This is a genomic window from Micromonospora sp. CPCC 205739 (assembly GCF_036906795.1).
Lineage (GTDB): Bacteria > Actinomycetota > Actinomycetes > Mycobacteriales > Micromonosporaceae > Micromonospora.
This window is the reverse complement of the sequence record NZ_JBAKHS010000002.1, coordinates 257,298-278,503: the sequence shown is the minus strand read 5'-3', so window position 1 is coordinate 278,503 and position 21,206 is coordinate 257,298. Positions and strand designations below refer to the sequence as shown.

Genomic DNA, 21,206 nt, shown 5'->3' with positions numbered 1-21,206 from the left:
CCAACAGTTAGGAAACTTTCCAGAAGATGGGGAGACGCTACTCACGCTGTCATCACTTCGTCAAGATGTGCATTTATCGATTTGTCGTGGGCCGCGACGGGACGCCGGCCGGGACGCGTAGCCTCGCGGCATGACCGTCTTCGACATCGAGATCGACGCCCTGGCCGGCGGCCCGGCCGACCTGGCCGCGTACCGGGGCAAGGCGCTGCTGGTGGTGAACGTGGCCTCCCGCTGCGGCCTCACCCCGCAGTACGCCGGGCTCCAGGAGCTGTACACCACGTACGCCGACCGGGGTCTGGTCGTGCTCGGGGTGCCGTGCAACCAGTTCGCCGGGCAGGAGCCGGGCACGGCCGACGAGATCGGCGACTTCTGCCAGGTCAACTACGGCGTGACCTTCCCGCTGACCGAGAAGGTCGACGTCAACGGGCCGGCCCGGCACCCGCTCTACGCGGAGCTGGTCGCCACCCCCGACGCCGAGGGGCACACCGGGGACGTGCGGTGGAACTTCGAGAAGTTCCTCGTCGCGCCGGACGGCACGGTCGCCGCCCGGTTCGCCCCCACGGTCACCCCGGACTCCGCCGAGCTGCGGGCCGGCATCGAGAAGGTCCTGCCGGCCTGAGCCGCCCACCCGGCGGTGGCACCGGCCCGGGTCGCGTGGCACCGGCCACGGTGGTCAGCAGACGAGACCGCGCCGCCCACCGGTCGGTGGGCGGCGCGGCGCGGTCGACGAGGCGGTGACCCGTCAGCCGGCCGCCGAGCGGAACACCGGGTAGTAGCCGCCGGACTGGCCGGCCGCCGTCGGGTGGTACGAGATGCCGATGTTGACGTAGTTCAACGCGTGCAGCCACTTCTCCCCGTAGCTGCACAGCTGGTGCCCGACGAAGATCGACCGTACGTCGGCGAAGGTGAAGCCGGCGGCCACGGCGGTGTTGCGGGTGATGTCGTCGACGAGGTTGATGCCCTCGTTGATCTTCGCGCGGGAGGTCGCGCTGAGCCCGACGCAGAACGTGCCGAGCTGGTAGAAGACCGGGTAGCCGACGACCACCACCCGGGCCGAGGGAGCCCGGCTCCGGATTCCGTTGTAGACGGTGGTGAGCAGGCCGGCCAGTTGCGCGCGGGCCTTGTCCTCGGCGGCCTGCACCGCGGCCACGCACTGCGTCTCGCCCTGGAGCACGCAGGTGGTCATGATGTTGGCGAAGCCGACGTCGTTGCCGCCGACGGTGACGCTGACCAGCGTGGTGCTCGCCGAGAGCGCGGAGAGCTGGGTGTTCGTCACGCTCGTGGTGGTCGCCCCGGAGCAGGCCACCGAGCGGTACGAGGCGGGCTTGACGTTGGTGTTGTACAGCGCCGGGTACGCGTTGGTGCTGCGCTGGCAGGAACCGCTCTCGGCGGTGTAGTTCCCGGCGCCGACGCCGGAGGCGTACGAGTCGCCGAGGGCGACGTACTGGTCGCTGGGGGATGCCTGGGCGGGCACCGCGAGGCCGAGCGTGACGCCGAGGGACGCGGCGAGGCTCAGGGCGAGGGTCACGAGACGGGATCTCCGCACGTCGCACTCCTGGGGGTGGGAAGTGGTGGTGAGAGATAGATATCAACGGATGCATTCCCGTCGGAAGATCACCGATTGAGCGTCAGGCGCCCATAGATCCTTACTGATACAAATCCTTGCCGGTAAGCGCGATCGGCAGTGAAGGATTCCGCCACGACGAATGCGGCGCAGGTCCGCGCGGCACCGGCCGCCGCGCGCCGCTACGCCGACAGCTGATCGTCGACGCTGCACCCTGGGCGGTGCCGGGACCGGGGAGCACCGACGCCGGGGAGCCCGGTCAGGCCGGGGAGCGCCACTCGTCGGCGAGCACCGACCAGACCTCGATGTCGATCCGCCCGGCCGGCCCCGGGTAGAGCTGCCGCAGCGTGCCGTCCCGGCGCATGCCCAGCCGCCCGGCCACGGCGATGCTGCGCGCGTTCTCGGCGTTGGTGCGCCACTCCACCCGCCGGATGCCCCGCTCACCGACCGCCCAGTCGACGATCCGGCCGACCGCGCGGGTGACCAGCCCCCGCCCCTCGGCCGCCGGCTCCAGCCAGCAGCCCGCCTCGCAGACGCCGAGCGCGGCGTCGAACGACACGAACATCACCCCGCCGACCAGGACGCCGTCGGCCCAGATGCCCCAGATGCCGCCGGCGTCACGCGCCCACAGGTCGGCGTAGCGGCGCAGCACGGCACGGGCCGAGTCGAGGTCGGTGGCCACGAAGGACGCCCCCACCCAGGGCGAGATGTGCTCCCGGGCCCGGTCCAGATGGGCGAGGAACTCCTCGGCGTGCCAGGGCGACAGCGGCCGCAGCTCGGCGGTCGCGGTCAACGGCAGGGCGAACACGGGGACTCCTCAGGACGGGGCGGGCAGGCTCAGGCGCAGGGTGGGGCCCGGGGTGTCCCGGAAGCCGAGCGAGCGGTAGAGCGGCTCGCCCGCCACCGACGCCCGCAGGTCGATCTTGCGTACGCCCCGGTTTCGGTACCAGTCCAGCAGCCCGGCCAGGCAGGCCCGGGAGTAGCCGCGCCGCCGGTACTCCGCGTCGGTGACGACGTTGAAGACGTACCCGGTGAGTCCACTGGGGTTGCCGGGGCCGCCCAGGCGGCGGTCGATGGTGCCGGTCGCGCAGGCGGCGAGCACGCCGGGCCGGTCGGGAGCGTCCACCACGAACACGGCCATCGTCTCCGCCGGGTCGGCGAGCCGCTCGCGCAGCACCTCCCGGGCGGCCGGCTGCCACGGCCCGGGCGGCGGCTCCGCCCCGTCCATCGACGCCAGCATCACCCCGCGCAGCCGGACGATCTCCGCCGCGTCCCCCGGTCCGGCCCGCCGCACCTTGATCATCCTCGGACGGTACCGCACCGTGCCGGCGCGGCCCGGCAGCCGATCCCCATCGGTCGGACACGCGGCGACACGCCCGCCCATGGTTGCGCCGAGGTCCCGCCCGCGAGACTCTACGACCCGTTCCCTTACACCTCGGAGGCGACATGTACACGCTCCGTACCGTGCTCCGCCGGCTCGTCGCCGCCACCGGGGCGCTGCTGCTCGGCGCGGCGCTGACCGCCGCCGCCGCGCCGCCCGCCCGGGCCGCCGCCGGACCGGACGTCGGGTACGTACGCCTCGCGCACCTCTCCCCCGACACGCCCGCCGTGGACGTCTACCTCTCCGCGCCGGGCGCGGCCGAGCCCCGGGTCTTCCCCGCCGTCGGCTACGGCGTGGTCTCCGAGTACCTGACCCTGCCCGCCGGGCGCTACGCGGTCGCTATGCGCGAGGCGGGCGCCCCGGCCAGCCAGCCGCCGGTGCTCACCACCGAGGTCGCCGTCGATGCCGGCGCGGCGTACACGGTGGCCGGGGTGGGCCGGCACGCCGACCTCGGCCTGCGGGTGCTCGTCGACGACCTCAGCGCCCCGGCGCCCGGGCAGGCCAAGGTCCGCGTGGTGCAGGCGTCGGTCCGGGCGCCGGTGATCGACGTCGCGGCGACCGACGGGCCGGCCATCGCCGACGCGGTCCGCTTCGCCACCACCACCGACTACCGGGAGGTCGAGCCGGGACGCTGGCGGCTGCGGCTGGGCGGCGACAACGGCCCGACCACGAATACCGAGGTCACCCTCAGCGGCGGCCGGGTCTACTCGCTGCTGGTGCTGGACGCCGAGCGCGGCGGGCTCGCCACCGAGCTGCGCGAGGACGCCCGGGGCGGGGTGGTCACCCCGGCCGGCGGGGTGCCGGCCGGGGCCGGTGGTTTGGCCGGGCGCGGGCTCGGGGCGTACCCGATGATCGCCGGCGGCCTGCTCGCGGCGGCCGTGGTGGTCGGGGCGGCGCTGCTGGTGCGACGCCGGCGGCGGCTGGTCTGGTGATCACCCGGCCCGGCTTCGCGATCCGGCGGCACCGCGACCGCCGGGTGCCGCTGGCCGCGCTGGTCGCGGCCGGCGCGGCGGCCTGCCTCGCCGCCGGCACCGGGGTCGGGCTGGCCGGCGAGGCCCGGCCGGTGCCACCGGCGAGCTGGCGGCCCGGCTGCGCCGAGGGTTGCGCCACGACCGCCGCCCCGCCGCGCGCGCCGCACGGTCCACCCACCCGGGTACGCGTCGCGCGGATCGGGGTCGACGCCGAGCTGGCGGTGCTCGGGCTGGACGCGGCCGGCCAACTGGTACCGCCGGCCGACCACGATCGGGCCGGCTGGTACGGCGGCGGCCCCGCACCGGGCGACCCGGGACCGGCGGTGATCGCCGGCCACCTCGACTCCCGCCGCGGACCGGCCGTCTTCGCCCGCCTCGGCGAGCTGCGCGCGGGCGACCGGATCGAGGTCCGGCGCGGCGACCGGCCGGTGCTGTTCCGGGTCACCGGGTCGCTGCGCACCCGCAAGGACGCCTTCCCCACCGCGCGGGTCTACGGCCCCACCCCCGGCCCGGAGCTGCGCCTGGTCACCTGTGGTGGCGACTTCGACCGGCGCACCGGCCACTACCGGGACAACGTGGTGGTCTTCGCGGTCGCCGAGGCGGCGGGCGACCCGCTGCCCCGCTCGGCGGCCGGCTGAGCGTCCGACCGGCCCGGATCCTGTTCCGCCGATCAGGACTGCGGCGGCACAGAGCGGCGGGCCCGGACGAGTGTCAGACCGGCCGGCGGCCGGCGAAGCCGCACTCGGTCCGGTGGTACCAGCGCACGTCGGTGTCCCCCTCCAGCCAGCACCAGAGCACCGCCCGGCCGTCGCGTTCGCCGGGGAAGTCCAGCAGCACCGGGGCGATGCCCTTGACCTGGATGTCGTGGCCGTTCAGCTCCTCCAGCACGGCGTGCAGCCGGGCCTCCAGCGCCTTCACCTCGGCCCGGCCGCCCAGCGCCGAAACGCCCGAGCCCGCCAGGTCGGCGCGGAGTTCGGCGAGGTCGGCGCGGAGCCGGATCAGCTCGTCGACGCGGGGACGCAGGGTGGCCACCAGGTGCCGGGCCTGGGCGAGTGTGAACACCCGGCAAGTATGGGCCACCGGGACCGCTCCCGACCGACCTGAGACCGCAGCCAGCTGGCGTGCCCCGGCTGGCGGCGGGAACGGGCCGGCTCGCGCGCCCGGTAACTCCCGGCCGGTCTCAGTCGGCCTGGGCGGCCAGCTCGCGGGCCCGGTCCCGGGCCGCCTCGAGGGCGGCCAGCAGCGCCGCGCGCACGCCGTGCTTCTCCAGCTCCCGGATGGCGGAGATGGTGGTGCCGGCCGGCGAGGTCACCGCCTCGCGCAGCTTCACCGGGTGCTCCCCGGAGTCGCGCAGCATCACCGCGGAGCCGATCGCGGTCTGCACGATCAGCTCGTGCGCCACCTGCCGGGGCAGGCCGAGCAGGATGCCCGCGTCGATCATGGCCTCGACCAGCAGGTAGAAGTACGCGGGACCGGAACCGGAGAGCGCGGTGACCGCGTCCTGCTGGGACTCGGGCACCCGGATGGTGGCGCCGAGCGGGGTGAACATCTCCTCGGCCAGCGCCAGGTGCGCGCCGGTGGCGTGCACGCCGGCCGAGATGGCGGTCATCGCCTGGTCGACCAGGGCGGGGGTGTTGGTCATCACCCGGACCACCGGGGTGCCCTCGGGCAGCCGACGGGCGAAGAAGGTGGTGGGCAGGCCGGCGCAGAGCGAGATGACCAGCTTGTCCGGCGGGACCTTGGGGCCGATCTCGTCGAGCAGGGTCGCCGCGTCCTGCGGTTTGACCGAGACCGCCAGCACCGCCGCCTCCTCGACCGCGGTGAGGTTGTCGACCACCCGTACGCCGTACCGGGCGGTCAGCTCCTCGGCGCGGGCCGGACGCCGGGCGGTGGCCAGCAGCCGCTCCACCGGCCAGCCGGAGCGCAGCAGCCCGGAGAGCATCAACTCGCCGATCTTGCCGGCGCCGATCACCGCCACGGTGTGCCTAGCCGCCACCATCCCGGCCCTCCTCCCGCCCCGCCCGTCCGGCCCGCCGTCCCGTCCGGCCCGTCCGTCCGTCCGGCCCGTCCGTCCGTCCGTCGATCTAGGGCGAATCGTCGTCTAATGATCTTCATGAACAGCGACAAGCCCTAGATCGACGGGGACGTCGACGCCGGGGCGTGGCGGCGGCGCGGCAGGGGGCCGCGCCGCCGGTCCCGACGATCAGCTGCCGAAGAAGACCTCGGCCTCGGCGTACCGCTCCAGCGGCACGGTCTTCAGCTCAGCCGTGGCCTCGGCCAGCGGCACCCGGACGATGTCGGTGCTCTGCATCGCGACCATCTTGCCCCAGTCGCCCTCGTGCACGGCGTCGATCGCCTGGAGGCCCAGCCGGGTGGCGAGCACCCGGTCGAAGGCGGTCGGGGTGCCGCCGCGCTGGATGTGGCCGAGCACGACCGTGCGGGCCTCCTTGCCGGTCTTGGCCTCCAGCTGCTCGGCGAGCCACTGGCCGATGCCGCCGAGGCGGACGTGGCCGAACGAGTCGAGCTCCTGGTTGTGCAGGATCATCTGGCCGTCCAGCGGCTGGGCGCCCTCGGCGACCACCACGATCGGGGCGTACTGGTGCTGGAAGCGCTTCTCGACGTAGCCGGCGACCTGGTCGACGTCGAACTGCCGCTCCGGCAGCAGGATCACGTTGGCGCCGCCGGCGAGGCCGGCGTGCAGGGCGATCCAGCCGGCGTGCCGGCCCATGACCTCGACCACCAGGGTGCGGTGGTGGCTCTCGGCGGTGGTGTGCAGCCGGTCGATGGCCTCCATCGCGATGTTGACCGCGGTGTCGAAGCCGAAGGTGTAGTCGGTGGCGCCGAGGTCGTTGTCGATGGTCTTCGGCACGCCGATCACGTTGACGCCCAGCTCGTGCAGCTTGGTGGCCACGCCGAGGGTGTCCTCGCCGCCGATCGCGATCAGGGCGTCGACGCCCTGCGCGGCGAGGTTCTCCTTGATCCGCTCGACGCCGTTCTCGATCTTGAACGGGTTGGTCCGGGACGAGCCGAGGATGGTGCCGCCGCGCGGCAGGATGCCGCGGACCTCCGCGATGCCCAGCGGCCGGGACAGGCCCTCCAGCGGGCCCTTCCACCCGTCCTGGAAGCCCACGAACTCGTGACCGTAAGTGGCGACGCCCTTGCGGACCACCGCCCGAATGACCGCGTTGAGACCTGGGCAGTCGCCGCCGCCGGTGAGCACGCCGATACGCATGATCTGCTCATCCTCCTGGAGCATCAGGGTGAAGCCCGGATAAGCCCCAGGATATGTGTCAGATCAGACCATCGGCGCCGTTGCCGGCCCGGGGCGGGCCGTCAGTGCGCACTGTAGTCGGCGCGGGGGTCCGCCGACACCGCGCCCCGGCCCGTCCCACCCGCCGAACCGGCTACCCGTCAGTAGCTGACCTCGTGGTTCTCCCCCACCCTCGGCGGCCTGCCGGTGACCGCCGCCTTGGCGAACCCGAGCAGGTTGACCACCGCGCCGCCCGGTGAGTCCCAGTACTCGGCGGAGCCGGCGTGCACCTTGATCAGCGTCAGCCTGGGGGTGTCCAGGCCGTCCGGGAACCAGGTCTTCAGGACCGGGGTCCACAGCCGCTCGGCCCGGGCCCGGTCGTAGCCCTCCTGCGCGGTGCCGGAGAGCGACACCCAGGCGTGGTGCTTCTGGTCGGAGAAGGCGACGTTCACCTCCGGGTTGACCCGGATCTGGCGCACCTTGGCCGAGTCGGCGTAGGCGAAGAACCACAGATCGCCGTCGAACTCGGCCTCCTGCAGCCCCATCGGCCGGCTCACCAGCCGGCCGTCCACTCCGCTGGTGGTCAGCATGCAGATCCGGGCGCGGCGGATCAGCTCGGTCACCCGGCGGCGGGCGTCGGCGACATCGGTCGGGTCACTGGACATCGGACTCTCCCTCACATCGGCTCGTCGAACCGGTGCCCAGGACAGAACGGGTCAAACCCCCGGCAGCCTCACCGGCGCGTCATCGCCCGCCAGCGCGCCAGGTTGTGCCGGGCGTCGACCAGGGCGTCGTGCCGGTCGGCGTCGGCGTCGGGCAGCTTCGGCCGACCCCGGTCGTCCCAGAGCTGACGCAACTCCTTGGTGAACCGGGGGATCTCCCGGGGCAGCGCCGGCATCGCCCCCCAGAGCTGGGCCAGCACCACGTGGTCGTAGGCGGCGTACCAGGCCCAGAGTTCGAGCTGCTCGCCCGGGCGGTCGCGGATCGGTTCCATCAGGAAGTCGTACAGGTCGTCGCGGATGCGCTCCCGGGACCGCCAGGCGCGGTCCGCCGGCGAGGGCAGCTTGTCGAGCACGTTGCGCCGCACCCAGGGCACGGCGCGGGAGTCGTCGAACTCAGTGGAGACCGCGTAGAACTCGCGGCCGTACTCGTCGACGACACCGATCGACACGAGGTCGACGATGTGCCCGTCCTCGATGAATTCGCAGTCGTAGAAATAGCGGTAGACCATCGCGTCAATCCTCGCCTACGGCCGACGGCACCCGCCGCCCGGGTGGCGTTCCCGGCCGTTCCCGGCCACCGGCCGGCGGGCGAAACCGCACCTCAGCAGGGTGACCGGTGGCCACCGGCGGCGTCACGCAGACGATTTGAGGGGTGTACAGCAAGCGACTGGACCGTCATGATCTGATGTGTACCGCTACCGGACGCCGAACCCGGTGTCAGTTCACCTCTTCAGGGGCCGTCAGGTTCACCCGGTGAGCGAGTTGTGGTCCTTGACCGGGGAGGGGTTGGGCCGTGGAGATGCGCCTGCCGGAGCCGGGTGACGCCCTCACGGGCGTGGAGATGTTCGCCGGGCTGGAGCCGGAGGTGCGGCAACGGGTCATCGCCGCGGCGGTGCCACGCACGTACCGCAAAGGCCAACTGCTCTTCGTGGAGAACGACCCGGGCGAGTCGCTGATCGTGCTGCGCCGGGGGGCGGTGGCTGTCTTCCGTACCGCGCCGACCGGCGAGCGGGCGGTGCTGTCGGTGATCCGGCCGCCGGACGTGCTCGGCGAGGTCTCGCTGCTGGACGCCTCAACCCGCTCGGCCTCGGCCGAGGCGATCGAGGACTGCGCCGCGCTGGCCCTGTCCCGGCCCGCCTTCATGGAGCTGGTGCACTCCAACCCGCGCATCCTGGACGCGGTGATGCGCTCGCTGGGTGCCCTGATCCGCCGGCTGACCGAGCAGAACGCCGACCACGTGTTCCTGGACCTGCCGGGGCGGGTGGCCAAGACCCTGGTCCGGCTGGCCGGCGAGAGCCAGGCTCCGATGATCACCATCGAGCTCAACCAGAGTCAGCTGGCCGAGATGGCCGGCGGCTCGCGGCAGAGCGTCAACCAGGCGATCGGCTCCTTCGCCAGCCGGGGCTGGCTGCGTACCGAGGGTCGCCGGATCGTGGTCACCGACGTGTCGGCGCTGCGCCGCCGGGCGGGGATGAACGACCGCTGACCGCACGACGCGGCCGGGCGCTGCTGCGCCGGCCGCGTCGCTCACCGCCGCCGGCTCACGGGGTGGTGCTGGTCGGCCCCGCCCAGTTGGTGCCGGTCGGTCCGGCCCAGTCGGTGCCGTCCTTGCCGCCACCGGACTGCTCGCTGACGATCCCCTCAGCCTGGAGCACGGCCAGCGTGGCGGCGTCGACGTCGACCGACTCCCCCGCGGAGTGGGCGACGCCGTCACCGTCGGTCCAGTCGCTCTCGAGCTTGACGTACACCATGATCTCTCCCCTTGATCATTGATGGATTTCGGCCGCCTGAATGTAGCTCCCCCAACCGGCCGGAGGAGTGTCCACAAGCCAACAGCCCGGTACCCGACAGCGGCGGCAGCGGCGATACTCGCGGTGGACGCCGGACGACGACGACCGGCAGCACACCCATCCAGTGGAGGGCGTCATCTCCGCGCAGTGTGACCGTTGTGGACGTACCGCCGCCGACGGCGACCGCTTCTGCGGTGGCTGTGGGACGGAGCTGGGCGCGCTCTGCCCGCACTGCCTGCGGCCGCTCGCCGCCGACGCGGTCTTCTGCACCTCCTGCGGAGCGCCCCGCGCCGGATCGGGGCGGCCCGTCGCCACGCCTCAGGAGGACCGTCGCCGGGTCAGCGTCCTCTTCGTCGACCTGATCGACTTCACCCCGTACGTCGAACGCGCCGACCCCGAGCAGGTCCGCGGCATGCAGACCGGCTTCTTCTCCGCCGCGAAGCGGGTCGTCGGGCAGTACGGCGGCGTGGTCGAGAAGTACATCGGCGACGCGGTGATGGCGCTGTTCGGCGCCCCGGTGGCCACCGAGACCGACGCGCTGCGCTGCGTCCGGGCCGGGCTGGAGCTGCAACGGGTGCTCACCCGCTTCGCCCCCACCGGCGCCGACGAGCTGCGGTTCCGGGTGGGCGTGGCGACCGGCGAGGCGCTGGTCGACGTGGCCGCCGCCCGCGACGGCGGGCAGGCCATCGTGGCCGGTGACGTGGTCAACACCGCCTCCCGGATGCAGTCGGTCTCGCCGCCCGGCGGGGTGCTGGTCTGCGGCACCACCCACGCGCTGACCAAGGACGCCATCCGCTACGCCGAGCAGCCGCCGGTGACCCTGCGCGGCCGTTCCTCGCCCACCGAGGTCTGGCTGGCCCTGTCCCCGGTACGCCGGCAGCCGACCGACCGGGAGCCGGACACCACCCCGCTGATCGACCGCGAACACGAGCTGGGTCTGCTGGTCAACGCCCTGCACCGGTCGTTGCGGGACCGCCGCCCCCAGGTGGTGACGCTCTTCGGCCGGGCCGGCATCGGCAAGAGCCGGCTGATCCGTGAGCTGTACCAGCACGCCGGCCGGCTGGTCGACGAGCCGCTGAGCTGGCGTACCGGGCGCTGCCCGCCGTTCGGCGAGAACGTCACGTTCGCCGCGCTGGCCGACATCGTCAAGACCGAGGCCGGCATCCTGGACACCGACCCGGCGCCCACCGCGGCGCGCCGGCTGGCCGCGGCGGTGGCCGAGCTGGTCGGCCCCAGCGAGCGGGAGCGCCTGGTCGACGCGCTGCGCCCGCTGGTCGGGCTCCCCGGCGTCGCGCTGCCCGCCGAGGAGACCGAGTCGGCCTGGCGCCGGTTCCTGCTGGCGCTGGCCGCCCGCCGTCCCACCGTGCTGGTCTTCGAGGACCTGCACTGGGCCGACGACGCGATGCTGCGCTTCGTCGAGCTGCTCGGCGCCGCCGCCCGGGAGGTGCCGCTGCTGCTGCTCTGCACCGCCCGCCCCGAGCTGGTGGACCGGGACCCGCACTGGGCGGGCACCATCACCGGCTCGGTGACGATCACCCTGCCGCCGCTGCGCGACACCGGCATCGCCTCGCTCTACGCGCACATGTTCGGCCAGGCCGCGTTCTCCGCGGACATGCTCAGCCCGCTGATCGAGGTGGCCGGCGGCAATCCGCTCTACGCCCACGAGTACGTGCGGATGCTGATCGAGCAGGGCGCGCTGCGCCAGTCCGGGCGCGGCTGGTCGCTGGAGAAGCACCTCGACCTGCCGATGCCGGAGAGCGTGCACGCGGTCATCGCCAACCGGGTGGACCTGCTCGACGCCAAGGACCGCGCGGTGCTGCTGGCCGCCTCCGTGGTCGGCGTGCAGTTCTGGCCGGGCGCGGTGGCCGCCGCGCTGGGCCAGCCGGTCGAGTCGGTGGAGCGGTCGCTGCGCCGGCTGGAGCAGCGCGACTTCGTGCACGAGCAGGCCGCGTCCACGATGGCCGGGCAGCCGGAGTTCCGGTTCCGGCACGTGCTGGTGCGGGACGTCTGCTACCAGCGGTTGCCGCGTACCGAGCGGGTCGCCCGGCACGAGCGGACGGCGGGCTGGCTGGACGCGCTGTCGCAGAGCCGGGACACCGACCTGGCCGAGGTGCTGGCGCACCACCGCTGGGCGGCCCATGAGATCGCCCGGACGCTGGGCATGCCGATCCAGCGGTACGCCGGACCCGCCCGGGCGGCGCTGCACCGGGCGGCCCGCCGCGCGTACGCGTTGCACGGGCTGGAGGCCGCGGCCAGCCACGCGGGCCGGGCGCTCGGCCTGGCCGACGACAGCGACCCGGTCGACCGGCTGCAACTGGAGCTGCTGAGCACGGAGATCTCGTTCTACCGGGACGGCAACGCGTTCCTCTCCGGCGGCGGCCCGGAGCAGTTGCACGCGCTGGCCGACCGGCTGCTCGCGCACGGCGACGACGCCTGCGCCGCGCGGGCCTGGACGCTGCTGGGCCAGGCGGCCTGGCTGCGCGCCGACCGCAGCGCCGCGGTGGCCTGCCTGGACCGGGCGGTCGCGCTCTTCGCGCCGCTGCCGGACAGCGCGCAGAAGGCGGACGCGCACGCCGAGCTGGGCCGGCTGCACATGCTCAACTACGAGCGGGACGCGGCGGTGGCCGCCGCCGAGACGGCGGCCGGGATCGGCGAGCGGCTGGGGCTGGCGGAGACCCGCACCAACGCCCGGATCACCGCGGCCACCGCCCGCTACCAGGCCGGCGACCGGGCCGGCCTGGACGAGCTGCACGCGCTGGTCGAGGCGAGCCGGGCCCAGCAGCTGCTGGCCCTGCCCCGGGCGTTGCAGAACCTCGCCTTCGCGCTGCGCGAGGAGGGCGACTGGCTGCGCTCCGACGCGCTGCTGTCGACCGCGCCGGCCGCCCGGGGCAGCGGGCAGACGTTGGCCACCAGCTACTCCGGGGAGGCGATGCGGGCGTACTTCGACGGGGACTTCGGCCGGCTGCTGGCCGCCGCCGACGCGTTCGTGGACACCCCCACCGGCGGCTGGGACATGCAGGTGCGCGGGCTGCGCTCGTGCCTGCTGGTGCTGCGGGGCCAGCCGGTGCCGCCGGCCCCGCGCCCGCTGCCGGCCGCCGGGAAGGACCGGTCGGGTCCGGACGGGGCGACGGCGATGGGCGCGGAGCGGCACCGTGACGACGTGGCGGCGGCGCTGGAGACGGCCCGCCGCAGCGGCTTCCACCGGCCGTACTGGACGATGCTGGGGATGGCCGCGCTCTGCCGGGCGTTGCAGGGCCGGCTCGACGAGGCGGCCGCGCTGGTGGACGAGCTGGCCGACGCGTGGACGGCCGTGCCGGCGCTGGCCAGCGGCGAGTGGATCGCTGCGGCGGCGTACGCGGCGACGCTGGCCGGCCGGGACGCCGCCGTGCGGGTCCGGACGATGCTGGACCAGGTCGGTCACCGCACCCCGTGGTCGGAGGCGGCGCTGCGCACGGTGACCGGGGCGCTGGCCGGGGCGGACGGCGACCACCGGCGCGCTGGCGAGCTGCACCTGGCCGGGGCGGAGATCTACGGACGTATCCCGGACGTCACCGACCGGGTGCTGGCCCTGGCGCTGGCCGCGGCGGAGCTGAGGCTGGCCGACGACCCGGCGGCCCGGGCGCCGCTGGCCGAGGTGCGCACCTTCGCCCTGCGCAACGACGCCCCGGGCCTGCTGGACCTGGCCCGTGGCCCGGTGCCGCAGGCCGGCCCCGCGCTGGCCTCCTGACCTGCCGGCCCGACCGGTCCGGCCGCCACCCGCCGGGCTCTGATCCACCCCGATTGCGGCGAGTCGGGGTGTCCGGCCGACCGGTGAGCCCGACTCGCCGCGATCCGGGGCGGTCGGCCCGCGAACCCGCCGCGGACCGGGTCGGTCGCGCGGCGGGGTGCGTCGGGGGCGCGAGCGGCCCCGCCGGTCAGGCGGCGACCGGCTCGCGGGCGACCGGCTCGGCCGGGGGCTGGTTCTTCAGCTTCGCGGCGTACATGTCGACGTACTCGCGGCCGGAGAGCTCCATCAGCTCGTACATGATCTCGTCGGTCACCGCGCGCTCGACGAAGCGGTCGCCGGCCAGCCCGGCGTAGCGGGAGAAGTCCAGCGGCGGGCCGAACCGGATCCGCACCCGGGCGATCTTGGGGATGAGCTTGCCGGGCGGCTGGATCTCGTCGAGGTTGAGCATCGCCACCGGGACCACCGGGGCGCCGCTCTCCAGGGCGAGCCGGGCCACCCCGGTCTTGCCCCGGTAGAGCCGCCCGTCCGGGGAGCGGGTCCCCTCCGGGTAGATCCCCGCGACACCGCCGGCCCGCAGCACGGTGAGCTGGGTGTCCAGGGCCGCCTGGGCGGCGCGTCCGCCGGAGCGGTCGACCGGGATGCAGCCGGTGCCGGCGAAGAACGCCTTGGTGAGCCAGCCTTTGATGCCCTTACCGGTGAAATATTCCGCCTTGGCCACGAAAGTGACTTTTCGCGGCACGATCAGCGGCGTGAAGATCGAATCCGAGAAGGAGAGGTGGTTGCTGGCGAGGATCACCGGACCGGTCTCCGGCATGTGGTGCAGCCCCTCCACCCGGGGACGGAAGATCAGCCTGAGCAGCGGGCCGAGGATGATGTACTTCATCAGCCAGTACAGCAACGGTGTCCTTCCAAAGCAGGGGTGGGCGACACCACCGTGGATTGGGTCGGCGGGCCGTCGGGGTGAACCCGGCGAACCGGCCGTCAGGTCCGTCGACGGGCGGGATCGTCGACCATGAGCCTACGAACCGGGAGCGGCACGCCACAACGCACTCCCGGAACCGGGTCCGGACGTGTCACGATTCAGGGCACGGCGTACGGGGCGCCGACACAACCGCACCGTGAGGTGCGCCGAGGAGGATGTCCGGTGTCAGCGGGTGGGGCCCGCCGGGGACGGCGGGACAACGGGCTCGACGCGAGCGAGTACGCCGTCGCGGGCGACGTCGATCCGCGCGTCGGCGAGCACCTGCTCGACGTGCTCGCCGCGGGCGGGATCGCCGCCTACCTGCAGCCGTCGGCCGATCTCAACCCGGTCACCCGCACCACCACCGTCCCGGCCCGCCCGGTCGACCGGCTCTACGTGGACCGCTCGCACCTGACCACCGCCCGGGACTACCTCACCCAGCTCGCCGAGGAGTCGACGCCGGAGCCGCCGCGCGCCGAGCCGGACGTCGACGCCGAGTGGGACCGGATCGTCGCCGGGTTCCACACCGCCCCGGTCGCCGGCAGCCACCCCTGGCCGGCCGCCGAGGACGTCGACGACGACCCGGCCGGCCGCACCGGCGCGCCGGCCACCCGCACCGACGAGGCCACCGGCCCGACCGCCACCGACGTACGGCGACTGCCGTACGCGGCGGACATCTCCGGGGTCTCGGTGGAGCGGGCACGGCCCGAGGAGCCGTCGCTGCTGGACGGCCTAGACACCTTCGGCGCCGACCTGCCGGATGACCCGGAGGAGGGTTACGTCCCGCCTCCGCCGCCGCCGCTGCCCCGGGTGTCGAAGTACGCGGTGGTCGGCGTGCTGGCGATCGTGCTCGGCTTCCTGCTCTTCCTCAACCCGGCGCTGCTGCCGGCGGACGCCTCGGTGGTGACCCTGCTCGGCTTCACCGGGATCCTGGCCGGCTTCGTCACGCTGATCTGGCGGCTGCGCCCCGGCGACGAGGACGACCAGGATCCCGACGACGGCGCGGTCGTCTGACGCCCTCCGGCCCGACCGGGCACGCTCCGCCCGCATCGCGGGACGGGCACGGCCCCGCCTCCGACGTCACAGTGGTGTAACTTACGGTCAGTAGGAATACCGCTGTCCGTCACTTCCCCCTCCGGCTGCCCGGTTGTTCCTCCCTCGCGGTGGTCGGCCCGCTGCGGATCGGAATGCCCGACATGCGACCCAAGTCCAGTTCTCTTGTGGTGGTGGCCAACCGGCTGCCCATCGACGACAGCGTGGCGCCCGACGGCGCCTGCGAGTGGCGCCGCAGCCCGGGTGGGCTGGTCAGCGCGCTGCACCCCCTGCTGCGGCACACCCCGGCCACCTGGGTCGGCTGGGCCGGCGGCACCGGCCCCGCCCCCCGGATGCCCGACATCGACGGGGTCCGCATGCACTCCGTCGCGCTCACCGCCGAGGACCTGCGCGACCACTACGAGGGCTTCGCCAACGCCACGCTCTGGCCGCTATACCACGACGCCGTCGAGCAGCCGGAGTACCACCGTCGCTGGTGGGAGGCGTACCAGCGGGTCAACCAGCGGTTCGCCGAGGCGGCCGCGGCGGTGGCCGAGCCGGGCGGCCTGGTCTGGGTGCAGGACTACCACCTGCAACTGGTTCCCGGCCTGCTCCGGGCGCTCCGGCCGGATCTGCGGATCGGCTTCTTCCTGCACGTGCCGTTCCCGCCGCCGGAGCTGTTCATGCAGCTGCCCCGGCGGGCCGAGCTGCTGCGCGGCATGCTCGGCGCCGACCTGATCGGCTTCCAGCGGGCCCAGGCCGCGCACAACTTCGCCCAACTGGTGGCGAAGGTGCTCGACCTGCCCGCCACCGACCGGCGGATCGGCGTCGACGACCGGGTGGTGCGGGTCGGGGCGTACCCGGTCTCGATCGACACGGCCGAGATGGCCGCGCTCGCCGGACGGCCCGACGTGACCGCCCGGGCCCGCCGGCTGCGCCACGACCTCGGCGACCCGCAGCAGGTGATCCTCAGCGTCGACCGGATGGACTACACCAAGGGCATCGAGCAGCGGCTCAAGGCCTACAGCGAGCTGCTGGCCAGCGGCGACGTCAAGGTCCGGGACACCGTGCTGGTCCAGGTGGCGGTGCCCAGCCGGGAGCGGGTCGGCCAGTACCAGATCCTGCGGGACCGGGTGGAACGCGAGGTCGGCCGGATCAACGGCGAGTTCGGCCGGGTCGGCGAGCCGGCCATCCACTACCTCACCCAGCCCTTCGACCGCGCCGAACTGGCCGCCCTCTACCGGGTCGCCGACGTGATGGCGGTGACCCCGCTGCGCGACGGGATGAACCTGGTCGCCAAGGAGTACGTCGCCGCCCGGATCGACGACACCGGCGCGCTGCTGCTCAGCGAGTTCGCCGGCGCGGCGGCCGAGCTGGAGCAGGCGTACCTGGTCAACCCGCACGACCTGGAGGGCCTCAAGCAGATGCTGCTCAGGGCGCTGCGGGCCGGCCCGGAGGACGTCGGCGACCGGATGCGGGCGATGCGGGCGCACCTGCACCGCCACGACATCCGGGCCTGGGCCCGCTCCTACCTCAGCGCCCTGGACCAGACCGGCTCGCTGGTCACCCGGCTGAGCGGCAGCACCGGCTGAGCCGGCCGGTCACACCCGCTGCGGGTCCTTGACCAGCCAGTCGAGGATCGCGTCCAGCGGCTCCCGCCACCGCGCGTCGAGCATCATGTCGTGCCCCATGCCGGGGAAGAGCAGCGGCGCCGAGCCGTACCGGCGCGCCGCCCGGGTCAGCGCGGCCGGCGGGACCACCCGGTCGTCCGGGCTGCCCAGCACCAGCACCGGCGGGCGGCCCACCGCCGGCTCCGCCTCCCGCCCGGCCAGCAGCTGCCACTGCGCGCGCCGCCCGGCCCGGCCGAGCCGCGCGACGTGGCGCCGGGCGTCGGCCTCGGGCAGCTCCCCGCTGAACAACTGCCGCCGGTGCAGCCGCAGGCCGCCGCCGAACAGCGCGGGCAGCGTGCCCACCGGATTGCGGCGCAGCGCCACCCCGGCCGTCGACCAGCCGCCCAGCGCCGGCGCGACCAGCACCGCGGCCCGCGCCGGGTAGCGGGCCAGCGCGTGGGTCACCACGAGCGCCCCGGCGCCGTGCCCCACCAGCACCGCCTGGCGCGGCAGGCCCGCCGCCACCTGGACCACGTCATGGGTGTACGCCCGCAGCGTCGCCTCCGGCGCCGGCTCGCTGCCGCCGTGCCCGCGCAGGCTCAGCACGTACGCGGCGAAGCCGCGCGACGCGGCGTGCTCCAGCCAGTGCTCGGCGAACGCCCAGGCCCCGTGCCCGAAGCCGGGGACGAAGAGCAGCGGCGGCCGCCCCTCCTCCAGCTCCGGGGCGACGCCCAGCACCTCCCGGCGGGCCGGCCGGACCGGGCGGGCCCACTCCCGGCCCCGCATGATCCGCAGCCGCTCGCTCATCTGCTCCGCCCTCCGTCCGCGACCGCCCGAGCCCGCCCCGCCACACTCCTCGCGCTCACCGTGCCGTCTCCGTTCGCGACTGCGGGGCTCGCAAACCCGGCTCACTCCTCGCGCTCACCGGTCGCCCTCCAGCTCGTACAGGGCGCGCTGCACGGCGCGCAGGTAGTCGGCGTGGCCCACCTCGAACCAGTGCCGGCTGCTGTCCTTGACCTTGCCGGAGTACCGCTCCCCGGCGCCGGCCTCCACCCGGGACGCGAACGCGGCGGCCCGCTCCGGGCGGCCCAGCCGGGCCTGGAGCAGCCGGGCGAAGAGCACGGTCTGCCAGTGCGACAGGGTGAAGATGCCGGAGTCCGGCTGCACCAGGCCGGCCACCGCGAGGGTCGGGTGCCCGGGGACGAAGGCGTTGAGCCAGAGCCGGGGGCGGCCCGAGGCGTCGTCGTCGCCGAGCACCTTGGGGTCGAGGAACTCGAAGCGGGGCAGGTAGCCGGTGGCGAAGACGACCAGCTCCGGGTCGATCTCCCGCCCGTCGGTGAGGGTGACCCCACCGGCGTGGAACCGGGCCAGCTCCGGCACCGGGGTGATCTCGCCGTGGCCGACGTAGTAGACCAGCTGGCTGTTGGCGATCGGGTGGGTCTCGTAGACCCGGTGGTCCGGCTTCGGCAGGCCGAACCGGGTCAGGTCGCCGACGGTCAGCCGCAGCGTCCAGTGGTAGAGCCACTGCCGGACCCGCAGCGGCACCCGCAGCGCGAGCAGCGCGTCGTTGACCTGGTCGGCCGGGCGGCCCAGGACGTACTTCGGGGCGTACCAGTAGCCGCGGCGGGTGGAGTGCCAGCAGCGGGACGCCTGCTGGGCGGCCTCGACCGCGATGTCGCAGCCGGTGTTGCCGGCGCCGACCACCAGCACCCGCTTGCCGCGCAGCTGCGCCGGGTCCTTGTAGGACGAGGCGTGCATGACCTCGCCCCGGAACTCCTCCAGCCCCTCGTACCGGGGCAGCTTCGGCGACCAGTTGTGGCCGTTGGCGACCACCACGGCGGCGTAGCGGGAGGTGCGCTCCGGGCCGTACCCGCCGGTGCTGCGGGTGGTGACGTCCCAGCGGTCGCCGGCCACCGGCTCGACCCGGACGACCTCGGTGCCGAACCAGACGTGCTGGCGCAGGTCGAAGTGGTCGGCGTAGCGCTCGAAGTAGGACAGCAGCTGGCTGTGGTGCGGGTAGTCCGGCCAGGAGTCCGGCATCGGGAAGTCGGGGAACTGGGTGAACGGCCGCGACGAGATCAGGTGGGTGCTGGCGTACACCGGGCTGCGGTCGTGCCGCCAGTTCCACGCGCCGCCGACACCGGTCTCGCGCTCGTAGCAGTCGACGCCGAAGCCGTGCTCTTTCAGGTTCTTCACGGCCGTCAGGCCGCTGGCGCCGGCGCCGATGACGCAGACCGTGTCGCCCCGGTCGGAGACCGGGCGGCCGTCCCGGCTCAGGGCGAGCGTGGTCTCCGGCTCGGGCCGGCCGTGCTCGGTGGAGGGGGGCACCGGGATATCTCCTTATGTGCGGCACGAACGCCGGTTCGACGGGCATCCTCCCCGTACCCGGAGCCGGTTGTCCAGCCCGGCGCTCCGGGCGCGGGCCGACCCGGGCCACCGCGGGGGCGGGGCCTGGGCCGACTCGCGGACGCGGTCAGCCGGTGGGCGGCAGGAGCAGGTCGGCCAGGACCGGGAAGTGGTCGCTGGCGCGGCGGGTGAGCGGGGTGTCGACCACGTCGTACCCGAGCACCGTCACCCGCGGGTCGACGAAGAGCGCGTCGATGCGCCGGCGGGGATTCGCGCAGGAGTAGGTGTGCCGGTCGGCGGCGTCGGCGGCCACCGCCGCGTCGGTCAGTCCCTCGCCGACGGTGCGCCAGGCCTCCCCGTCGGGGCCCTCGTTGAGGTCCGCGCCGAGCACCACCGGCAGCTCAGCACCGGCCAGCTCCCGCTTGAGCAGGGCGGCCTGGCCGGGACGCTCGGCCGGATCGGTGGAGAGGTGCGAGCCGGCCAGCAGGAACCGGGCGCCGCCCACGACGCACTCGGCGTACGCCGCGCCGCGCAGGTGCCGCCCGGGGGTGAGCGGGAACCGCTGGCAGCGGGTGGCCAGCACCCGCACCCGGAGGCTGGTCAGCAGCAGGTTGCCCAGCGACGGCAGGCCGCCGGCGGCGACCACCAGGCCGAAGGACTCGGCGAGGCCGGCGCAGCGCTGCCGCCAGAGGAACCGGCGGGGGGCCTCCTGCACGATCACCACGTCGGGCGCGGCCTCGCGGACCACCGCCGCCAGCGCGGCCGTGTCGTCACGCTGGCTGTGGATGTTGTACGACACCACCCGCAGTCGCACTCCGCCGCCGGGGGCCGGCGGCGCGCTCACAGCCGGCGGGCGAGGTCGGCGGCGCCGATGACGCCGGCGGTGTTGCCCAGTTCGGCGGGACGCACCTCGGCCACCGGGAGCCGGCTGCGCTGGGCCAGTGCGTCGGTGAACGAGCGCCGGGTGGGGCCGAGCAGCAGGTCGCCGGCTTCGACGACGCCACCGCCGACCACCAGGACCTGCGGGTCGAGGATCTGGGCCATGTCGGCGAGGCTGGTGCCGAGCCAGCGCCCGATCTGGGCGAACGCCTCGGTGGAGATCGGGTCGCCGGCCTGCGCGGCGGCGGTGACCATCGGGCCGGTGATCGCCTCGGCGTCGCCACCGGCCAGGTCGAGCAGGGCGGTGGCGCGCTGCGGCTCCTGCCGGGCGCCGGCCCGGGCGAAGCGGACCAGGGCGCTGCCGCTGGCGTACTGCTCGATGCAGCCGAGCCGGCCGCAGCCGCACTGGTGGCCGTCCGGGACGGTGAGCATGTGGCCCAGCTCGGCCGCGATGCCGTTGGCGCCGCGCAGCAGCTCACCGCCGAGCACGATGCCGCCGCCGACACCGGTGCCGATGGTGAACATGACCATCGAGTCGTCGGCGTCGCGGGCCGCGCCGTAGCGGAACTCGGCCCAGGCGGCCACGTTTGCGTCGTTCTCCACGATCACCGGCAGGCCGGTCGCGGTGCTGACGTACTCGCGCAGCGGCTCGTCCCGCCAGGCCAGGTTGGGGGCGAAGAGCACGGTGGAGCGGGAGGCGTCGATCCAGCCGGCCGCGCCGATGCCGACCGCGCCGATCTGGTGCCCGGTGGCCAGCTCGGTGACCAGCTCGGTGATGACGTCCCGGGTCTTGCCGACGTCGTCCGCGGGGGTGTCCCGTCGGGCCTGCACGAGAACCTTGCCGGTGTCGTCCACGACACCGCCGGCCACCTTCGTGCCACCGACGTCGACTCCGATGGTCAGCGTCACCGCTGCCACTCCCCTCTGCTGTGCTGCCCGACATCGGCCGGACCGGCCGTGCGATGTCGAATGT

The 21,206-nt window shown here is 74.3% G+C and carries 21 protein-coding genes; 7 read left to right on the top strand and 14 right to left on the bottom strand.

What is annotated here, in order from left to right; translation table 11 throughout:
• Positions 1 to 130: 130 nt before the first annotated feature.
• Positions 131 to 619, top strand: coding sequence for a glutathione peroxidase (locus V6U88_RS05250; protein WP_334450325.1), 489 nt, complete (start codon positions 131 to 133; stop codon positions 617 to 619).
• Between the two features lie 123 nt (positions 620 to 742).
• On the opposite strand, the gene V6U88_RS05245 is transcribed toward V6U88_RS05250, so the two are convergent.
• The 3 genes from V6U88_RS05245 to V6U88_RS05235 form a co-directional block, all read right to left on the bottom strand.
• The gene (locus tag V6U88_RS05245; RefSeq protein ID WP_334450323.1) at positions 743 to 1,546 is read right to left on the bottom strand and encodes an SGNH/GDSL hydrolase family protein; all 804 of its coding nucleotides are present in this window, start codon (positions 1,544 to 1,546) and stop codon (positions 743 to 745) included.
• A gap of 277 nt (positions 1,547 to 1,823) precedes the next feature.
• The gene (locus V6U88_RS05240) at positions 1,824 to 2,372 is read right to left on the bottom strand and encodes a GNAT family N-acetyltransferase (RefSeq protein WP_334450321.1); all 549 of its coding nucleotides are present in this window, start codon (positions 2,370 to 2,372) and stop codon (positions 1,824 to 1,826) included.
• 9 nt (positions 2,373 to 2,381) lie between these two features.
• Positions 2,382 to 2,867, bottom strand: coding sequence for a GNAT family N-acetyltransferase (locus V6U88_RS05235; RefSeq protein WP_334450319.1), 486 nt, complete (start codon positions 2,865 to 2,867; stop codon positions 2,382 to 2,384).
• 143 nt (positions 2,868 to 3,010) lie between these two features.
• Between V6U88_RS05235 and V6U88_RS05230 the strand changes: the two genes are divergently transcribed.
• Together V6U88_RS05230 and V6U88_RS05225 are read left to right on the top strand one after the other, a co-directional pair.
• Positions 3,011 to 3,877: a DUF4397 domain-containing protein gene (locus V6U88_RS05230; RefSeq protein WP_334450317.1), complete on the top strand. Its 867-nt coding sequence runs from the start codon at positions 3,011 to 3,013 to the stop codon at positions 3,875 to 3,877.
• On the top strand, positions 3,874 to 4,554 hold the full coding sequence (locus V6U88_RS05225) for a class F sortase (protein WP_334450315.1): 681 nt from the start codon (positions 3,874 to 3,876) through the stop codon (positions 4,552 to 4,554). The genes V6U88_RS05230 and V6U88_RS05225 overlap by 4 nt, the downstream gene beginning before the upstream one ends.
• Before the next feature lie 73 nt (positions 4,555 to 4,627).
• Here the strand turns inward: V6U88_RS05225 and V6U88_RS05220 are convergent, their stop codons facing one another.
• The 5 genes from V6U88_RS05220 to V6U88_RS05200 form a co-directional block, all read right to left on the bottom strand.
• Entirely contained in the window at positions 4,628 to 4,978 is a 351-nt protein-coding gene (locus tag V6U88_RS05220) for a DUF2203 domain-containing protein (protein ID WP_334450313.1), read from the bottom strand.
• Positions 4,979 to 5,096: 118 nt separating this feature from the next.
• The gene (gene proC / locus V6U88_RS05215; RefSeq protein ID WP_334450311.1) at positions 5,097 to 5,915 is read right to left on the bottom strand and encodes a pyrroline-5-carboxylate reductase; all 819 of its coding nucleotides are present in this window, start codon (positions 5,913 to 5,915) and stop codon (positions 5,097 to 5,099) included.
• A gap of 204 nt (positions 5,916 to 6,119) precedes the next feature.
• Positions 6,120 to 7,148 (bottom strand): 6-phosphofructokinase, encoded by a 1,029-nt coding sequence (locus V6U88_RS05210; protein WP_334450610.1) that lies wholly within the window; start codon positions 7,146 to 7,148, stop codon positions 6,120 to 6,122.
• Between the two features lie 179 nt (positions 7,149 to 7,327).
• A complete protein-coding gene (locus V6U88_RS05205) occupies positions 7,328 to 7,831 on the bottom strand; it encodes a pyridoxamine 5'-phosphate oxidase family protein (RefSeq protein ID WP_334450309.1) in 504 nt (167 codons plus the stop codon).
• Between the two features lie 68 nt (positions 7,832 to 7,899).
• Positions 7,900 to 8,397 (bottom strand): polyadenylate-specific 3'-exoribonuclease AS, encoded by a 498-nt coding sequence (locus V6U88_RS05200; protein ID WP_334450307.1) that lies wholly within the window; start codon positions 8,395 to 8,397, stop codon positions 7,900 to 7,902.
• Positions 8,398 to 8,681: 284 nt separating this feature from the next.
• Between V6U88_RS05200 and V6U88_RS05195 the strand changes: the two genes are divergently transcribed.
• Entirely contained in the window at positions 8,682 to 9,374 is a 693-nt protein-coding gene (locus V6U88_RS05195) for a Crp/Fnr family transcriptional regulator (protein WP_334450305.1), read from the top strand.
• Between the two features lie 55 nt (positions 9,375 to 9,429).
• Here V6U88_RS05195 and V6U88_RS05190 read toward each other — a convergent pair whose 3' ends face one another.
• Positions 9,430 to 9,639, bottom strand: a complete 210-nt coding sequence (locus tag V6U88_RS05190; RefSeq protein WP_334450302.1) for a hypothetical protein — start codon at positions 9,637 to 9,639, stop codon at positions 9,430 to 9,432.
• Between the two features lie 163 nt (positions 9,640 to 9,802).
• Here V6U88_RS05190 and V6U88_RS05185 point away from each other — a divergent pair, with 163 nt between their 5' ends.
• Positions 9,803 to 13,405 carry an ATP-binding protein gene (locus V6U88_RS05185; protein ID WP_334450301.1) on the top strand — a complete coding sequence of 1,201 codons (3,603 nt, stop codon included), beginning with the start codon at positions 9,803 to 9,805 and terminating at the stop codon, positions 13,403 to 13,405.
• Positions 13,406 to 13,592: 187 nt separating this feature from the next.
• On the opposite strand, the gene V6U88_RS05180 is transcribed toward V6U88_RS05185, so the two are convergent.
• Positions 13,593 to 14,303, bottom strand: a complete 711-nt coding sequence (locus tag V6U88_RS05180) for a lysophospholipid acyltransferase family protein (RefSeq protein WP_334450300.1) — start codon at positions 14,301 to 14,303, stop codon at positions 13,593 to 13,595.
• Between the two features lie 246 nt (positions 14,304 to 14,549).
• On the opposite strand from V6U88_RS05180, the gene V6U88_RS05175 reads away from it, so the two are divergent.
• A complete protein-coding gene (locus tag V6U88_RS05175) occupies positions 14,550 to 15,380 on the top strand; it encodes a DUF308 domain-containing protein (RefSeq protein ID WP_334450299.1) in 831 nt (276 codons plus the stop codon).
• 173 nt (positions 15,381 to 15,553) lie between these two features.
• Positions 15,554 to 16,990 carry an alpha,alpha-trehalose-phosphate synthase (UDP-forming) gene (locus V6U88_RS05170; protein WP_334450298.1) on the top strand — a complete coding sequence of 479 codons (1,437 nt, stop codon included), beginning with the start codon at positions 15,554 to 15,556 and terminating at the stop codon, positions 16,988 to 16,990.
• Between the two features lie 9 nt (positions 16,991 to 16,999).
• On the opposite strand, the gene V6U88_RS05165 is transcribed toward V6U88_RS05170, so the two are convergent.
• The 4 genes from V6U88_RS05165 to V6U88_RS05150 form a co-directional block, all read right to left on the bottom strand.
• Positions 17,000 to 17,815 (bottom strand): alpha/beta hydrolase, encoded by an 816-nt coding sequence (locus tag V6U88_RS05165; protein WP_334450297.1) that lies wholly within the window; start codon positions 17,813 to 17,815, stop codon positions 17,000 to 17,002.
• A 114-nt stretch (positions 17,816 to 17,929) separates the two neighbouring features.
• The gene (locus V6U88_RS05160) at positions 17,930 to 19,336 is read right to left on the bottom strand and encodes a flavin-containing monooxygenase (protein ID WP_334450296.1); all 1,407 of its coding nucleotides are present in this window, start codon (positions 19,334 to 19,336) and stop codon (positions 17,930 to 17,932) included.
• A 145-nt stretch (positions 19,337 to 19,481) separates the two neighbouring features.
• Positions 19,482 to 20,198, bottom strand: coding sequence for an endonuclease/exonuclease/phosphatase family protein (locus V6U88_RS05155; RefSeq protein ID WP_334450295.1), 717 nt, complete (start codon positions 20,196 to 20,198; stop codon positions 19,482 to 19,484).
• On the bottom strand, positions 20,195 to 21,142 hold the full coding sequence (locus V6U88_RS05150; RefSeq protein WP_334450294.1) for an ROK family glucokinase: 948 nt from the start codon (positions 21,140 to 21,142) through the stop codon (positions 20,195 to 20,197). Before V6U88_RS05150 ends, V6U88_RS05155 begins: the two co-directional genes overlap by 4 nt.
• Between the last annotated feature and the right edge of the window lie 64 nt (positions 21,143 to 21,206).

Bases quoted from the DNA above. Each gene is read 5' to 3' on its own strand.
- V6U88_RS05250 (WP_334450325.1), top strand. From the start codon at position 131: ATGACCGTCTTCGACATCGAGATCGACGCCCTGGCCGGCGGCCCGGCC.
- V6U88_RS05235 (WP_334450319.1), bottom strand. From the start codon at position 2,867: ATGATCAAGGTGCGGCGGGCCGGACCGGGGGACGCGGCGGAGATCGTC.
- V6U88_RS05230 (WP_334450317.1), top strand. From the start codon at position 3,011: ATGTACACGCTCCGTACCGTGCTCCGCCGGCTCGTCGCCGCCACCGGG.
- proC (WP_334450311.1), bottom strand. From the start codon at position 5,915: ATGGTGGCGGCTAGGCACACCGTGGCGGTGATCGGCGCCGGCAAGATC.
- V6U88_RS05210 (WP_334450610.1), bottom strand. From the start codon at position 7,148: ATGCGTATCGGCGTGCTCACCGGCGGCGGCGACTGCCCAGGTCTCAAC.
- V6U88_RS05205 (WP_334450309.1), bottom strand. From the start codon at position 7,831: ATGTCCAGTGACCCGACCGATGTCGCCGACGCCCGCCGCCGGGTGACC.
- V6U88_RS05200 (WP_334450307.1), bottom strand. From the start codon at position 8,397: ATGGTCTACCGCTATTTCTACGACTGCGAATTCATCGAGGACGGGCAC.
- V6U88_RS05190 (WP_334450302.1), bottom strand. From the start codon at position 9,639: ATGGTGTACGTCAAGCTCGAGAGCGACTGGACCGACGGTGACGGCGTC.
- V6U88_RS05170 (WP_334450298.1), top strand. From the start codon at position 15,554: ATGCCCGACATGCGACCCAAGTCCAGTTCTCTTGTGGTGGTGGCCAAC.
- V6U88_RS05165 (WP_334450297.1), bottom strand. From the start codon at position 17,815: ATGAGCGAGCGGCTGCGGATCATGCGGGGCCGGGAGTGGGCCCGCCCG.